12 protein-coding genes and 1 pseudogene are annotated in these 14,879 nt (G+C 68.4%); all 13 read right to left on the bottom strand.

Annotation, left to right across the window (positions count from 1 at the left end):
• Positions 1-15: 15 nt before the first annotated feature.
• The 13 genes and pseudogenes from BJQ95_RS09650 to BJQ95_RS09710 all read right to left on the bottom strand — a co-directional run bounded on the left by BJQ95_RS09650 (position 16) and on the right by BJQ95_RS09710 (position 14,813).
• Entirely contained in the window at positions 16-1,473 is a 1,458-nt protein-coding gene (locus BJQ95_RS09650) for a glutamate synthase subunit beta (protein WP_130177437.1), read from the bottom strand.
• Positions 1,466-6,042: pseudogene (gltB, locus tag BJQ95_RS09655) on the bottom strand (glutamate synthase large subunit). The gene BJQ95_RS09650 and the pseudogene gltB overlap by 8 nt, the downstream one beginning before the upstream one ends.
• A 114-nt stretch (positions 6,043-6,156) precedes the next feature.
• Entirely contained in the window at positions 6,157-7,131 is a 975-nt protein-coding gene (gene lgt / locus BJQ95_RS09660) for a prolipoprotein diacylglyceryl transferase (RefSeq protein ID WP_370688325.1), read from the bottom strand.
• A gap of 130 nt (positions 7,132-7,261) precedes the next feature.
• Positions 7,262-8,083 carry a tryptophan synthase subunit alpha gene (gene trpA, locus BJQ95_RS09665; RefSeq protein ID WP_130177434.1) on the bottom strand — a complete coding sequence of 274 codons (822 nt, stop codon included), beginning with the start codon at positions 8,081-8,083 and terminating at the stop codon, positions 7,262-7,264.
• Positions 8,080-9,306, bottom strand: coding sequence for a tryptophan synthase subunit beta (gene trpB / locus BJQ95_RS09670; protein WP_130177433.1), 1,227 nt, complete (start codon positions 9,304-9,306; stop codon positions 8,080-8,082). Before trpB ends, trpA begins: the two co-directional genes overlap by 4 nt.
• Positions 9,307-10,089: an indole-3-glycerol phosphate synthase TrpC gene (gene trpC, locus BJQ95_RS09675; RefSeq protein WP_130177432.1), complete on the bottom strand. Its 783-nt coding sequence runs from the start codon at positions 10,087-10,089 to the stop codon at positions 9,307-9,309.
• A 4-nt stretch (positions 10,090-10,093) separates the two neighbouring features.
• Positions 10,094-10,315 carry a DUF6704 family protein gene (locus BJQ95_RS09680; protein WP_130177431.1) on the bottom strand — a complete coding sequence of 74 codons (222 nt, stop codon included), beginning with the start codon at positions 10,313-10,315 and terminating at the stop codon, positions 10,094-10,096.
• Positions 10,316-10,386: 71 nt separating this feature from the next.
• Entirely contained in the window at positions 10,387-10,998 is a 612-nt protein-coding gene (locus tag BJQ95_RS09685; RefSeq protein ID WP_130177430.1) for a Trp biosynthesis-associated membrane protein, read from the bottom strand.
• Entirely contained in the window at positions 10,999-12,522 is a 1,524-nt protein-coding gene (locus tag BJQ95_RS09690) for an anthranilate synthase component I (protein WP_130177429.1), read from the bottom strand.
• The gene (gene hisI, locus BJQ95_RS09695; protein WP_130177428.1) at positions 12,519-12,896 is read right to left on the bottom strand and encodes a phosphoribosyl-AMP cyclohydrolase; all 378 of its coding nucleotides are present in this window, start codon (positions 12,894-12,896) and stop codon (positions 12,519-12,521) included. The genes BJQ95_RS09690 and hisI overlap by 4 nt, the downstream gene beginning before the upstream one ends.
• The gene (gene hisF, locus BJQ95_RS09700) at positions 12,893-13,657 is read right to left on the bottom strand and encodes an imidazole glycerol phosphate synthase subunit HisF (protein ID WP_130177427.1); all 765 of its coding nucleotides are present in this window, start codon (positions 13,655-13,657) and stop codon (positions 12,893-12,895) included. The genes hisI and hisF overlap by 4 nt, the downstream gene beginning before the upstream one ends.
• A 4-nt stretch (positions 13,658-13,661) precedes the next feature.
• Positions 13,662-14,501 (bottom strand): ATP phosphoribosyltransferase, encoded by an 840-nt coding sequence (gene hisG, locus BJQ95_RS09705; RefSeq protein ID WP_130177426.1) that lies wholly within the window; start codon positions 14,499-14,501, stop codon positions 13,662-13,664.
• Between the two features lie 48 nt (positions 14,502-14,549).
• Positions 14,550-14,813 (bottom strand): phosphoribosyl-ATP diphosphatase, encoded by a 264-nt coding sequence (locus BJQ95_RS09710; protein WP_130177425.1) that lies wholly within the window; start codon positions 14,811-14,813, stop codon positions 14,550-14,552.
• Positions 14,814-14,879: the final 66 nt, after the last annotated feature.

Consider the following 14,879-nt stretch of genomic DNA (forward strand, 5'->3'; position numbering starts at 1 on the left):
ATTCAGTTCGTTCGCTCAGATGGCAAACGAATGATCCGTCGGCTTCACCGGGGCGGGCAGTTGAGTCTCGCCTTCGAGATACCGATCGACGGCTGCCGCGGCAGCGCGCCCTTCGGCGATCGCCCATACGATGAGCGACTGACCTCGGCCTGCATCTCCGGCAACGAAAACACCCTCGTGGCTGGTCTGGTAATCACTATCACGGACGACATTACTCCGGTCGTCGAGCGGTACGTGCAGCTGCTGGGTCAGCTCGGCCGTGTCCGGACCGGTGAATCCGAGAGCCAGCAACACAAGATCGGCGGGGATCTCTCGCTCGGTTCCGGCCTTGGGGACCCGGCGGCCGTCGAGATACTCGGTTTCGGCGACCCGGATGGCCCGCACCTCGCCGGCGTCGTTGGCGAGGAACTCGATGGTGGAGGCTAGGTACTCGCGGGTGCCGCCCTCTTCGTGTGCGCTGGACACCTCGAACAGGGTCGGCGACATGGGCCAGGGCTGGTGCTCCGGCCGGCTGTCGCCGGGCTGCTTACCGATGGCCAGGTTGGTCACCGATGCCGCGAGCTGGCGGTGCGCGGTGCCGATGCAGTCGGCACCGGTGTCACCGCCGCCGAGGACGACCACGTGCTTGCCTTCAGCGATGATCTGGTTGTCGACGGTGTCGCCGGCGCCCACCTTGTTCTGCTGCACGAGGTATTCCATGGCGAAGTGCACCCCGGGCAGGTCGCGGCCCGGGATCGGCAGGTCGCGGGGCACCATGGCGCCGGTCGCGACGACGACGGCGTCGTAGCGGGCCCGCAGGTCGGCCCAGGTGATGTCCACGCCGATGGTGACGCCGGCACGGAACCGGGTCCCCTCCGCGGTCATCTGGGCGAGCCGGCCGTCGAGGTGCTTCTTTTCCATCTTGAAGTCCGGGATGCCGTAGCGCAGCAGGCCGCCGATGCGGTCGTCGCGCTCGAACACGGCCACGGTGTGGCCGGCCCGGGTCAGCTGCTGGGCGGCCGCGAGGCCGGCCGGGCCGGAGCCGACGACGGCGATGGTCTTGCCGGTGAGCCGGCCGGGCGGCTGGGGGGTCACCCAGCCCTCCGCGAAGGCCTGGTCGATGATGGACACCTCGACCTGCTTGATCGTCACGGCAGGCTGGTTGATGCTCAGCACGCAGGCGGATTCGCACGGCGCGGGGCAGAGCCGGCCGGTGAACTCCGGGAAGTTGTTCGTGGCGTGCAGGCGCTCGATGGCCTGCCGGCCCTCGTCCCGCCAGGTGAGGTCGTTCCACTCCGGGATCAGGTTGCCCAGTGGGCAGCCCTGGTGGCAGAACGGCACACCGCAGTCCATGCAGCGGCCGGCCTGTCGCTTGAGCACGGCCGAATCGCCCGCCTCATAGACCTCTTTCCAGTCCATCAAACGGATGGATACCGGACGACGAGCGGGCAGTTCCCGCTCTGTGGCCTTCAGGAATCCCTTCGGGTCAGCCATTGGTTACCTCCAAGATGCGGTTCCAGACCACGTCACCGTCGGGGTCGAGCCCCTCGGCGACGGCGCTCTGCCTGGTCGCCAGGACGGCTGCGTAGTCACGCGGCAGCACCTTGACGAAGTTCTTCATTGTCGTGCCGCGGTCGGCGAGGAGCCGGGCGGCCAGAACAGAATCGGTCTGCTCCAAATGTTGTTCGAGCAGGTCGCCGACGATTTCGATATCGGCGCTGCCGAGCGGCGTCAGCGTGAGTTCGCCGGAGTCCAGCGAGTCACGGTTGACCAGATCGGGACGCAGCCGGTAGATGTAGGCGGTTCCGCCGGACATGCCAGCGCCGAGGTTACGGCCGGTCTCGCCGAGGATCACGGCGAGGCCGCCGGTCATGTACTCGAGGGCGTGGTCGCCCACTCCCTCGACGACGGCGGTGGCACCGGAGTTGCGCACCAGGAACCGTTCACCGACGATGCCGCGGATGAACATGCTGCCCAGGGTGGCGCCGTAGCCGATGACGTTTCCGGCGATCACGTTGTCCTCGGCGGCGAAGACGCTGCCGCGGTCCGGACGAACGACGATCTGGCCACCGGAGAGGCCCTTGCCCACGTAGTCGTTGGAGTCGCCCTCGAGGCGCAGGGTGATGCCGCTGGGCAGGAACGCACCGAAGGACTGTCCAGCCGAACCGGTCAGGGTGACGTCGATGGAGCCGGCCGGCAGCCCGTTCTCGCCGTGCCGCAGGGTCACCTCGTGGCCGAGCATGGTGCCGACGGCCCGTTCGGTGTTGCGGATGGGCAGCGCGATGCTGATCTCACCGCCGTGCTCGAGCACGCTGGCGCTCTGCCTGATCAGTTCGACGTCGAAGTGTTTGTCGAGTTCGTGCTCCTGCTCCCGGGCAGACTGCCGGGGCTCTCCGGCCGAGAAGTCCGGCCCGACCAGGATCGGCGCCAGGTTGAGCCCGGACGCCTTCCAGTGGTTGACGGCACCGTCGACGTTCAACAGTTCCTTGCGGCCGGTGGCCTCATCCAGGCTCCGGAAGCCGAGCTCTGCGAGGTACTCGCGGACCTCCTGCGCGATGAACTCGAAGAAGTTCACCACGTAGTCGGCCTTGCCACTGAAGCGCTGGCGCAGCTCAGGGTTCTGGGTGGCGACGCCCACCGGGCAGGTGTCCAGGTGGCAGACCCGCATCATGATGCAACCCTCGACGACGAGCGGGGCGGTGGCGAAACCGAACTCCTCCGCCCCGAGCAGGGCGCCGATGACGACGTCCCGGCCGGTCTTGAGCTGGCCGTCGACCTGCAGCACGACGCGGTCGCGCATCCCGTTCAGCATCAGGGTCTGCTGTGTCTCGGCCAGGCCGAGTTCCCAGGGTGTGCCGGCGTGCTTGAGCGAGTTGAGCGGGCTCGCGCCGGTGCCGCCGTCGTGCCCGGAGACCAGGATCACGTCGGAGAGCGCCTTGGCGACACCGGCAGCGACGGCACCGATCCCGGACTGGCTGACCAGTTTGGTGTGGATGCGCGCGGTCGGGTTGGCCCGTTTGAGGTCGAAGATCAGCTGCTTGAGGTCTTCGATCGAGTAGATGTCGTGGTGCGGGGGCGGCGAGATCAGGCCGACACCCGCGGTGGCGTGCCGGGTGCGGGCAACCCACGGGTAGACCTTGGTGGGCGGCAGCTGGCCGCCCTCCCCGGGCTTGGCACCCTGGGCGAGCTTGATCTGGATGTCGTCGGCGTGCGTGAGGTACATGCTCGTCACGCCGAACCGGCCGGAGGCGACCTGCTTGACGGCGCTGCGCCTGGCGGGGTCGAGCAGCCTGTCCAGGTCTTCGCCGCCCTCACCGGTGTTGGACTTGCCGCCCAGCCGGTTCATGGCGATGGCGAGAGTCTCGTGGGCCTCCTGGGAGATGGAGCCGTAGCTCATCGCGCCGGTGGAGAACTTCTTGACGATCGACGCGACCGATTCGACCTCGTCGATCGGCACGGCCTTGCGCTGGCCGATGTTGAACGCGAACATGCCGCGCAGGGTCATCAGGCTCTCCGACTGGTCGTCGACGAGTTTGGTGTACTCCTTGAAGATGTCGTAGCGGCGGGTGCGGGTGGAGTGCTGCAACCTGAAGATGGTCTCCGGGTTGAACAGGTGCGGAGACCCGTCGCGGCGCCACTGGTATTCGCCGCCGGTCGCGAGTCGCTCGTGCACGGTGACGGCGCCGTCCTGGGGGTACGCGCCGGCGTAGCGTTCCAGGTTCTCGGCCGCGATCACGTCGATGCCGACGCCGCCGAGCTTGCTGGTGGTGCCGGTGAAGTACTGGTCGATGAACTCCTGGCTGAGGCCGACGGCCTCGAACGTCTGCGCACCGGCGTAGGAGGAAACCGTGGAGATGCCCATCTTGGACATGATCTTGAGCACACCCTTGCCGAGCGCCTTGATCACGTTCTTCACGGCCTTTTCGGGAGTGACGTTGGTGATGTAGCCGCTGCGGACCAGGTCCTCGCAGGTTTCCATGGCCAGGTACGGGTTGACGGCGCTGGCGCCGTAGCCGATCAGCAGGGCCACGTGGTGCACCTCGCGCACGTCGCCGGCTTCCACCACGATGCCCACCTTGAGACGGTTCTCGGTGCGGATGAGGTGGTGGTGCACGGCCGCGATCATCAGCAGCGACGGGATCGGTGCGAGGTCCTTGGTGCTGTCCCGGTCGGAGAGCACGATGAACAGGGCGCCGGCCTCGATGGCGGCGTCGACCTCGTGGCACATCTCCTCGATGCGGTTCGAGAGCGCGCTGGGGCCGTCGTCGAAGCGGTACAGGCCCCGGATCGTGGTGGTGGTGCGGCTGCCGGGCGAGGTGTCGATGTGCTGGATCTTGGCCAGTTCGTCGTTGTCGATCACCGGAAAGTCCAGCACCACCTGGCGGGCGTGCTCCGGACCCGCGGCGAGCAGGTTCAGTTCGGGGCCGAGCCCGAGCTTGAGGCTGGTCACGACCTCCTCACGGATCGAGTCCAACGGCGGGTTCGTCACCTGGGCGAACTGTTGGGTGAAGTAGTCGAAGAGCAGCCGGGGACGCTCGCTGAGCACGGCGATGGGCGTGTCGCTGCCCATCGCGCCGAGCGGCTCAGCGCCGTTGCGTGCCATCGGGGCGAGCAGGATGCGCACCTCTTCCTCGGTATACCCGAAGGTGCGCTGACGGCGCACCACGGATGCCGGCGGGTGCACGATGTGCTCGCGGTCCGGCAGGTCCTTGAGGTTGATGCGGCCGGCGTCGAGCCAGGAACCCCACGGTTCGCTGGCGGCGAGGGAGCCCTTGACCTCTTCGTCTTCGATGATGCGGCCGGCTTCGGTGTCGACGAGGAACATCTTGCCCGGCTGCAGGCGGCCCTTCCGCACGACCCTGGCGGGGTCGACGTCGATGACGCCGATCTCGCTGGCGAGCACGACGAGGCCCTCGTCGGTGATGACGTATCGGCCGGGGCGCAGGCCGTTGCGGTCGAGGGTGGCTCCGACGAGGGTGCCGTCGGTGAAGACGATGGCGGCCGGTCCGTCCCACGGCTCCATCAGCATGGAGTGGTATTCGTAGAAGGCGCGACGGTCACGGTCCAGGTCTGGCTGGTTCTCCCAGGCCTCCGGCACCATCATCATGACGGCGTGCGGCAGCGACCGGCCGGACAGGCTCAGCAGCTCGACGACCTCGTCGAAGGACGCCGAGTCGCTGGCGCCGGGGGTGACGATGGGGAACAGCGGGTTCAGGTCGCCGAGCAGGCTCGATTCGAGCTGCGACTGGCGTGCGCGCATCCAGTTGCGGTTGCCCTGCACGGTGTTGATCTCGCCGTTGTGCGCGATCATGCGGAACGGCTGGGCCAGCGGCCAGGACGGGAACGTGTTGGTGGAGTACCGCGAGTGCACGAGTGCCAGCTTGGAGGTGAAGCGTTCGTCGGAGAGATCCGGGTAGAACGGCTCAAGCTGCATGGTCGTGACCATGCCCTTGTAGACGATGGTGCGGCAGGACAGTGACGCGAAGTAGGTCTCCACTTCGCGTTCGGCGCGCTTCCGCAGCCGTACGGCCTGGCGGTCCAGGTCGATGCCGCCCAGGGGCAGGCCCTCCTCCGTGGTGCGGCTGCTGGACACGTAGAGCTGCTGGATCGCGGGCATTGCCGCGCGGGCCAGGTTGCCGACCTCTTCGGGCCGCACGGGAACCTCGCGCCAGCCGAGCACCCTGAGGTTCTCCTCCTTGGCGATCTTCTCGATGGCGCCCTTGACGGCGCTGCGCGCGGTCGGTTCCGTGGGCAGGAAGACGTTGCCGACGGCGTATCGCCCCGCCTCGGGAAGCGCGAAGGTCGACACGGCGCGGAAGAAGTCGTCCGGGATCTGGGTGACGATCCCGGCGCCGTCGCCCGTTCCGGCGTCGGATCCGACCGCACCTCGGTGTTCGAGGTTGCGGAGGGCGTCGAGCGCTCGCGTGATGATGTCGTGTCCGGCCGTCCCCGCAGGGTGGCGACCATGGCGAGACCACAGGCGTCGCGTTCGTCGTGCGGGTTGTAGAGCCCCTGGGCTGGGGGGACACTACTGAACCGCGAGAAGAGAGGTTGCTGCGTCATTGGACCGTCCTCACGAAATGACTGGCAGGTGGGGACGACGTTGGCCCGTTAGAAATGGAGATGCCGGCCGCCCGGTATGGAGGGCGGAAACCGTGGACCGGGTGGGGACCCCGGTTAGGGGCGGGAGTCGGTGGTGCTTGTGGCGTCGACGTCTCGTGATTCAACGGGTTCATCAGCTTCATCGCCGGGATCGCCTCGTTCGGAATCGGTTTCACCAGATTCTACCTCAGGGTCGACCAGCTTCCACTCGCGTCCGGGCAGATACGGGCTCAGTTCGATCCCGGTGTGGCGTCGGCTCTGCACGAGGATGATGACCAGTCCCACCACGATCGCGAACAGGGCGGCCCAGACGTTGGTGCGCAGACCGAAGAAGATCTCGCTCGGGTCGACCCGGATCGATTCGAAGACACTGCGGCCGGCGCCGTACCAGATCAGGTAGACGCCGAACGCGCTGCCCCAGCGCAGCCGGAACTTGCGCTCGAGGATGAGGATGACGGCGACACCGACCAGGTTCCAGACGATCTCGTACAGGAACGTCGGGTGGAACAGGGTGCCCGCGGGCAGGCCGACCGGGTAGGCGGGGTTGTCGGGAGAGATCTCCAGCCCCCACGGCAGCGTGGTCGGCAGGCCGAACAGTTCGTGGTTGAACCAGTTGCCGAGGCGACCCATGGCCTGGGCCAGGAGCATGCCCGGGGCCAGGGCGTCGGCGAAGGACCAGAATCGGATGCCGGCACGGCGGGTGCCGATGTAGGCCCCGACGGCGCCACCCAGCAGGGCGCCGAAGATGGCGATGCCGCCTTTCCAGACCGCGAACACGTCCCAGAGATTCGCACCGTCGTAGAAGTAGTCGTTAGGGTGGGTGAGCACATGGAAGATCCGGGCGCCGACGATGCCGAGCGGCACGGCCCAGAGGATGATGTCCAGCACCACGCCCGGCTCACCGCCGCGTTTGGTCAGGCGCCGGCTCGTGACGGCGGTGGCCAGGAAGATCCCGATCAGGATGCAGATCGCGTACGCGTGGATGCGGAACGGCCCCAGGTCGAAATAGCTCCACTCAGGGCTCGGAATGCTCAAGGGCAACGACACCACAACAACCTTTCATCGTGACGCTCTGGTCACTGTGAGCCGGTCGGTCGACCGCCTCGGACAATTTAGCCTAACCGGGCTGGGTTAAACGAAGGGACCGGGCGGCGGGGATCGCCTACCGGGAAGCACGCGACTAGACGGCGGCGCGGATGTCTCTGGCCCCGGCAGCGAGCTCGGCCGCGAGGGTCGCCACGGCGGCGACTCCCCCGTCGGCAAGGGCCTTGACCAGCGCGGAGCCGACGATGGCGCCGTCGGCGTACTCCAGTACTTCGCGTACCTGGGCGGGCGTGGAGATTCCCAGGCCGACGCAGGCGCTCGTGGCGCCGGCTTCCCGCAGTCGGGTGACCAGCACCCGGGCGGCGGAGTCGACATCGCTCCTGGCCCCGGTGATGCCCATGGTGGAGACCGCGTAGACGAACCCGCGGCTACGGGTCACCGCCTGCACCAGGCGTTCGTCGGAGGAGGACGGCGCGGCGAGGAAGACCCGGTCAAGGCCGGCCCGTTCGCTGGCCAGGAGCCAGCTTTGCGCGTCGTCGGGGATGAGGTCCGGCGTGATCAGCCCGGCTCCCCCGGCGGCGGCGAGGTCGTCGGCGAAACGGTCGACACCGTACTGCAGGACCGGGTTCCAGTAGGTCATCATCAATACGGGCGTGTCGACCTGGGCGGTGATCGCGGCGACGGCCTCGAAGCCGTGCCGCAGGCGGAATCCGTTGGCCAGGGCCTGCTGGGTGGCGGCCTGGATGACCGGGCCGTCCATCACGGGGTCGGAGTACGGCAGGCCGAGCTCGATGACGTCGACCCCGCTCCCGGCGATCGCGACGGCCGCGTCGATGCTCTCGGTGAGGGTGGGGAAACCTACCGGCAGGTAGCCGATCAGGGCGCCGCCGCCGGCCGCACGGCTGGCCGCGATCGTGGCCGCGACCGTGCTGGTTTGGGTGTTGCGAGTGTTCGTCACAGCTGCTGCGCTCCAGCGTCGAGGAGGTCGAAGTAACGGCCGGCGGTTTCCATGTCCTTGTCGCCGCGGCCGCTCAGGTTGACCAGGATGATCGAGTCCGGGCCGAGGTCCTTGCCCAGTTGCAGTGTTCCGGAGAGGGCGTGCGCCGATTCGATGGCGGGGATGATCCCCTCGGTGCGGCTGAGCAGGCGGAGCGCGTCCATGGCCTCCGCGTCGGTGACGGGCAGGTAGGTGGCGCGGCCGATGCTGGCCAGCCAGGCGTGCTCGGGGCCGACGCCCGGGTAGTCCAGGCCGGCCGAGATGGAGTGCGACTCGACGGTCTGGCCGTCTTCGTCCTGCAGCATCAGGCTGCGCGCGCCGTGCAGCACGCCGGGGCGGCCCTTGGTGAGCGTCGCGGCGTGGCGCAGGCCCTCGATGCCTTCACCCCCGGCTTCGTAGCCGTACAGGGCCACCTCGGGGTCGTCGAGGAAGGCGTGGAAGATGCCCATGGCGTTGGAGCCGCCGCCGACGCAGGCCGTGACGGCGTCGGGAAGCCGGCCGGTCAGGTCGAGTACCTGCTGGCGGGCTTCTTCGCCGATGATCTTCTGGAAGTCCCGCACCATGGCGGGGAACGGGTGCGGGCCGGCGACGGTGCCGAAGACGTAGTTGGTGGTGTCCACATTGGTGACCCAGTCGCGCATTGCGTCGTTGATGGCGTCCTTGAGGGTGCGTGAGCCGGTCTTCACCGAGACAACCTCGGCCCCGAGCAATCGCATCCTGGCTACGTTGAGCGCCTGGCGCTCGGTGTCGACCTCGCCCATGTAGACGACGCAGTCCAACCCGAACAGGGCGGCGGCCGTCGCGGTGGCGACGCCGTGCTGGCCGGCGCCGGTTTCGGCGATGACACGCTTCTTGCCGATGCGCTTGGTGAGCAGCACCTGGCCGAGCACGTTGTTGAGCTTGTGCGAGCCGGTGTGGTTGAGGTCTTCGCGCTTGAGGATGATGCGGGCGCCGCCGCCGTGCGCGGCGAACCTGGGCACCTCGGTGATGAGTGACGGCCGACCGGTGTAGCTGCGGTGCAACTCGGTCAACTCGGCGGCGAAGGCCGGGTCGGCCTTGGCGAGGGCGTACTCCGCCGACAGCTCGTCGAGCGCGGCCACGAGGGATTCCGGCACGAACCGGCCGCCGAAGTCGCCGAAGTAGGGCCCGGACTGGGCGCGGAGGGAATCGGTGGTGTTGGACATCTATACCGCCAGGAATTCGTTGAGGGTGAGAATGGGATCGTTGGTGACGAGAGCTTCACCGACCAGCACGACATCGGCGCCCGCGGCGCGGTAGTGGGCCACGTCGGCGGCGGTTTTGACCGCGGATTCGGCCACCCGGACGACGCCGGCGGGGATCCGGTCGGCCAGGCTGGCGAACAGGTTCTGGTCGAGTTCGAAGGTGCTGAGGTCTCTGGCGTTCACGCCGACCAGGTTGGCGCCCACGTCCAGGGCGCGGTCGACCTCATCCGCGCTATGGGTCTCGACCAGCGGGGTCATGCCCAGCTCGAGCACCAGGCGGTGCAGGGTGCCGAGGGTGGCCTGGTCGAGGGCCGCGACGATGAGCAGAACCAGGTCGGCCCCCGCCGCCCGCGCTTCGAGTACCTGGTAGTCGGTGCCGATGAAGTCCTTGCGCAGGACCGGGATCGACACGGACGCCCTGACCTGCTCGAGGTCCTCGAGCGACCCGAGGAACCGTCGGCCTTCGGTAAGCACGCTGATCGCGCTCGCGCCGCCGAATTCGTAGGACACGGCCAGTGCGGCCGGATCGGTGATCTCGGCGAGCGGCCCACGGGAGGGGCTGGCGCGCTTCACCTCGGCGATGATCCTCACCCGGTCGGAGGGCGCGAGTGCGTGCACCGCGTCGAGGGCGGGCGCCTGGGCGAGCGCGTCGGCTTCGAGCGCGGCGAACGGGCGCTCCAGCCGACGGGTGTCGGCGTCGGCGAGCGAGCCGGCGAGAAGTTCAGCGAGGAGGTTGGCTGGCACTGATTCAGTGGCTTCCGTCGACCGATGCCGCGCCGTAACCGGCCTTGGCCATGATCCAGCCCACAACGAGGCCGGCGAGCAGGAGCGCCGCGGAGGTCCAGACGAGCCAGGCGACCTCGAAGAAGAACGCGACGGTGCCGATGGTGAATGCGATCAGCATGATGGTGACTGCGGTCCAGGCCGCCGTCGAGTGGCCGTGGCCGGGGTCTGCCGACTCGAAGCTCATGGTTCTCCTAAGGTCAAGGGGCGTGCGACATAATTCTAGCTTGCCGGGTAATCCGGATCAGACTGTTCGGGTCAGGCCGTGGGGTCGTCGCCCCTGGTGAGGCCGTCCCAGTCGTCGACGGCGTCGTGGGGGCGGGTCTGGCCCGTTGCGGCATCCGTGACCGGCGTGAAGCGGGTGCTCTCGTACCGTGTGGTCGGGCCCGGCCAGCGGCGGGCGCTCACGCAGACCACGAGGCCCACGACGAGCATCAGGATCCCGGCGACGAGGGCCAGGAACGGCCAGAAGGTCACGGCGGCGCTCTGCACGGCCGCGCGGGTGGAGTCGGTGCCGGCGATGCCGGTGGCAGCCGTGACCGCCGCCACGCTGGCGCCGACCGGGTCGGCCAGGGCCAGGGCTGCCGAGAGGATGACGCTGACGCCGAGGAGCATTTCGAGGATGCCGAGGACGATGCGAATCACCACACCGGCGATGGTGAGCGCGCCGGCGAGGGCCAGCCCGGCCAGGGCCAGGGCGGTCAGGCCCGGCGCGGCGATCGAGCCGGTGACGTCCAGGACCTGCTGGCTGGTGCCGTCGGCGGACAGCCGCACGGTTGCCCAGACCTGGGTCCAGGCCAGCAACGCGAGGCCGCTGGCCGCGATGACCGCCAGGATCAGGATCGGCTTGATCCGACGTGGGGCGGCCATTCAGTAGACCCGGGTCATTGCGTTGGCCACGGCGACGGCGCGCAGCGGGGCCGCCGCCTTGTTCTGCGACTCCTGGAACTCCGAGGCGGGATCCGAATCGGCGACCAGGCCACCGCCGGCCTGCACGTAAGCGATGCCGTTCATGATCGTCGCGGTGCGGATGGCGATGGCGAGGTCCGCGTCGCCGGCGAAGCCGAAGTAGCCCACCACTCCGCCGTACACGCCGCGCTGGGCCGGTTCGAGGGCGTCGATGATCTCCAGAGCCCGCGGTTTGGGCGCGCCCGACAGGGTGCCGGCCGGGAAGGTGGCCCTGAAGACGTCGATCGCGGTCATCTCCGGCAGCAGGTCGCCCTCGACGGAGGAGACCAGGTGCATGATGTGGCTGAACCGTTCGATGCGCATGAACTCGGTCACTTCCACCGACCCGGCGCGGCAGACCTTGAGCAGGTCGTTGCGGGCGAGGTCGACGAGCATGAGGTGCTCGGCGCGTTCCTTGGGGTCCTTGGCCAGCTCGGTCTCGAAGTCGGCGTCGGCCTCCGGGGTCGCCCCGCGGGGCTTTGACCCGGCGATCGGGTGGGTGAAGACCCGGGTGTTCGCCACCTTCACCAGGGCCTCCGGGGACGACCCGACGATCGAATAAGGCAACCCGGCGGTGGATTCGAGGCTGAGCAGGTACATGTACGGGCTCGGGTTGAGGCTGCGCAGCACCCTGTAGACATCGATCGGGTCCGCGGTGCAGTCCTGGTCGAACCGCTGGGAGACGACAACCTGGAACACGTCGCCGTCGACGATGTGCTGCTTGGACGTGCCCACCGCAGCGAGGAAGTCGGCTCGCTCGGTGCGGTGCCGGGGCGCCGCGGGGGTGGTCAGGTCGACCTCGGACACGAAGGCTTCCGCCGGCTGGGTGAGCCTGCTCTGCAGGGCGTCCAGGCGTGCCTGCGCGGCCGGCCAGAGGGCATCGGTGGCTTCCACGCCGTCGTTGAGCACGTTGGCGATCAGCTGCACGGTGCCGAACTTGTGGTCGATCACGACCAGGTCCGCGACGAAGCTGAACGCCTGGCCCGGCACGTCGTAGTCGGCGGGCGGCCGGTTGGGCAGCCGTTCGATCTGCCGGATGGCCTCCCAGCCGATGAACCCGACGAGTCCGCCGGTCAGGGGCGGGTGCTCGGCCAGCCGCGGCGTCTGCCAGCGCTCATACAGGTAGGCCAGGGCGTTCAGGGGGGCCAGGTCGGTGGCGCCGCCGAAGGCGCGCTCGGCCGAGATACCGTAGTCGAGCCAGGCGGTGTCGTCGCCGGTCTGGGTGAGCACCCCGAAGGAGGACACTCCCACGAAGGAGAAGCGGGACCAGATGCCGCCCTGCTCGGCGGATTCGAGCAGGAAGCTGCCCGCGGCTCCCCCGGTGAGCTTGCGGTAGATGCCGACGGGGGTTTCACCGTCGGCGAAGAGTTCACGGATGACCGGGATCACCCGGTGGTCGGCGAGCAGACCGGTGAAATCCACCAGGGTGGTCGATCCGGCACTCATCGCTCGGCCTCGTCGTCGTCGTCGGCGCCGCTCAGTCCGGTCACGTCGATGCCGCGACCGTCGAAGCAAGTGTGCGTGCCGGTGTGGCAGGCAGCGCCGATCTGCTCGACCTGCACCACGAGGGTGTCGGCGTCGCAGTCCAGTGCGGCCGAGCGCACGAACTGGGCGTGCCCGGAGGTGTCGCCCTTCCGCCAGTACTCCTGGCGGCTTCGGGACCAGAACGTGACCCGGCCCTCGGTGAGGGTGCGGCGCAGTGCCTCGCGGTCCATCCAGCCCAGCATGAGCACCTCGCGGGTGTCCCACTGCTGGATGACGGCGGGCAGCAGCCCGTCTGGTGAGAAAAGTGCGGACTCCAGAGCGGCGTCGACGTTCATCGGCGCACCACCATTCCGGCGTCGGCAAGCTCCCGCTTGACGTCGCCAATCGTCAGGTCTCCACTGTGGAAGACGGAGGCGGCCAGGACGGCATCGGCGCCCGCCGCGATGGCCGGCGGGAAGTGTTCGACGCGGCCGGCTCCCCCGGAGGCGATCACGGGAACGGAACTGAGCTCGCGCATGATGGTGATGAGTTCGAGGTCGAAGCCGGCCTTGGTGCCGTCGGCGTCGATGCTGTTCACCAGCAGTTCGCCCGCGCCCAGCTCGATCGCCTGCCGGGCCCAGGAGAGGGCGTCCAGCTCGGTCTCGGTGCGGCCGCCGTGGGTGGTGACGACGAACCCGGACGACGTGCGCTCGCTGCGTTTGACGTCGAGGGAGAGCACCAGCACCTGGGCGCCGTACCGGTCGGCGATCTCGGAGATCAACGCCGGGCGGGCGATGGCGGCGCTGTTCACGCCGACCTTGTCCGCGCCGCTGGCCTGCAGCCTGGACACGTCGTCGACGCTGCGGATGCCGCCGCCGACAGTGAGCGGGATGAAGACCTGCTCGGCGGTGGCACGCACCACGTCGTAGGTGGTGGAGCGGTCGTCGACCGTTGCCGTCACATCGAGGAAGGTCAGTTCGTCAGCGCCCTGCTCGTAGTAGCGCTTGGCGAGTTCGACGGGGTCGCCCGCGTCTCGCAGGTTCTGGAAGTTGACGCCTTTGACGACCCGGCCGTTGGCCACGTCGAGGCACGGGATCACTCTGACGGCGAGGCTCATGGTTTTACAACCTGGCGTTGTGAATCGAGGTGACCAGAATCGCGCGGGCGCCGAGTTCGTAGAGCCGGTCCATCACGCTGTTGGTGTCCAGGCGCGGGATCATCACTCGAACGGCCACCCAGTTCGGTTCGCGCAGAGACGAAATGGTGGGCGATTCGATCCCTGACGCGGCCTGGCAGGCGGCGTCGAGGTTGTCGACGTGCACGTCGTAGTCGACGAGCACGTACTGGCGGGCCACGAGAACGCCCTGGAGGCGGCGCAGCAGCGTGTTGATGCCCGGGTGGGCGTTCTCTGACGTGATCAGCACGGCGGTGGATTCCAGGATCACCGGGCCGAAAATCTGCAGGCCGGCCTTGCGCAGGGTGGAGCCGGTGGAGACGACGTCGGCGACGGCATCCGCCACACCGAGCTGCACGGCGGACTCGACGGCGCCGTCGAGGGTGACGAGGTCGACGCTGATGCCGTGGCCGGCGAGGAAGCTGCCGACCAGGCCGGGGTAGCTGGTGGCGACGCGCAAGCCCTCGAGGTCGGCCAGCTCGGTGAACCGGCCGGCGGGACCGGCGAACCGGAAGGTGGAGTCGCCGAAGTCGAGGCTGGCGATCTCCCCAGCTGTCGAACGGGAGTCCAGCAGCAGGTCGCGGCCGGTGATGCCGACGTCCAGGGCGCCGCTGCCGACGTAGGTGGCGATGTCGCGCGGGCGCAGGTAGAAGAACTCCACGTCGTTGCGCGGGTCGGCGACGACGAGGTCGCGCGGGTCACGGCGGCCGTTGTAGCCGGCCTCTGACAGCATCTGGGCGGCGGTCTCGGCGAGCGAGCCCTTATTGGGCACAGCAATTCTCAACATGTCAATCTTTCCAAGGATGGTGGGTGGTTTTCCGTACGGGTGCCGTCATCACAGATGTCGGTAGACGTCCTCGGGGGAAAGCCCCTTCGCCACCATCAGGACCTGCAGGTGGTAGATCAGCTGCGAAATCTCTTCGGCCGTTTCGGTGTCGCTCTGGTACTCGGCGGCCATCCAGACCTCTGCGGCCTCTTCGACGATCTTCTTGCCGATGGCGTGCACGCCGGCGTCGAGTTCGCGGACGGTTCCGGAGCCCTCCGGCCGGTCAATGGCCTTCTGGCTCAGCTCAGCGAACAGGTCGTCGAAAGTTTTCACCTGTACAGGCTACCGGTCCCGTCGGCTCCCCGGGAGCGGGCCTGTCGCCTCCGGCGGTTCGAGCGG

This window comes from Cryobacterium sp. SO1 (assembly GCF_004210215.2).
Taxonomy (GTDB): Bacteria; Actinomycetota; Actinomycetes; order Actinomycetales; family Microbacteriaceae; genus Cryobacterium.

Coding starts and splice junctions, on each gene's coding strand:
- BJQ95_RS09650 (WP_130177437.1), bottom strand. CDS start 1,473: ATGGCTGACCCGAAGGGATTCCTGAAGGCCACAGAGCGGGAACTGCCC.
- trpB (WP_130177433.1), bottom strand. CDS start 9,306: ATGTCCAACACCACCGATTCCCTCCGCGCCCAGTCCGGGCCCTACTTC.
- BJQ95_RS09680 (WP_130177431.1), bottom strand. CDS start 10,315: ATGAGCTTCGAGTCGGCAGACCCCGGCCACGGCCACTCGACGGCGGCC.
- BJQ95_RS09685 (WP_130177430.1), bottom strand. CDS start 10,998: ATGGCCGCCCCACGTCGGATCAAGCCGATCCTGATCCTGGCGGTCATC.
- BJQ95_RS09690 (WP_130177429.1), bottom strand. CDS start 12,522: ATGAGTGCCGGATCGACCACCCTGGTGGATTTCACCGGTCTGCTCGCC.
- hisI (WP_130177428.1), bottom strand. CDS start 12,896: ATGAACGTCGACGCCGCTCTGGAGTCCGCACTTTTCTCACCAGACGGG.
- hisF (WP_130177427.1), bottom strand. CDS start 13,657: ATGAGCCTCGCCGTCAGAGTGATCCCGTGCCTCGACGTGGCCAACGGC.
- hisG (WP_130177426.1), bottom strand. CDS start 14,501: ATGTTGAGAATTGCTGTGCCCAATAAGGGCTCGCTCGCCGAGACCGCC.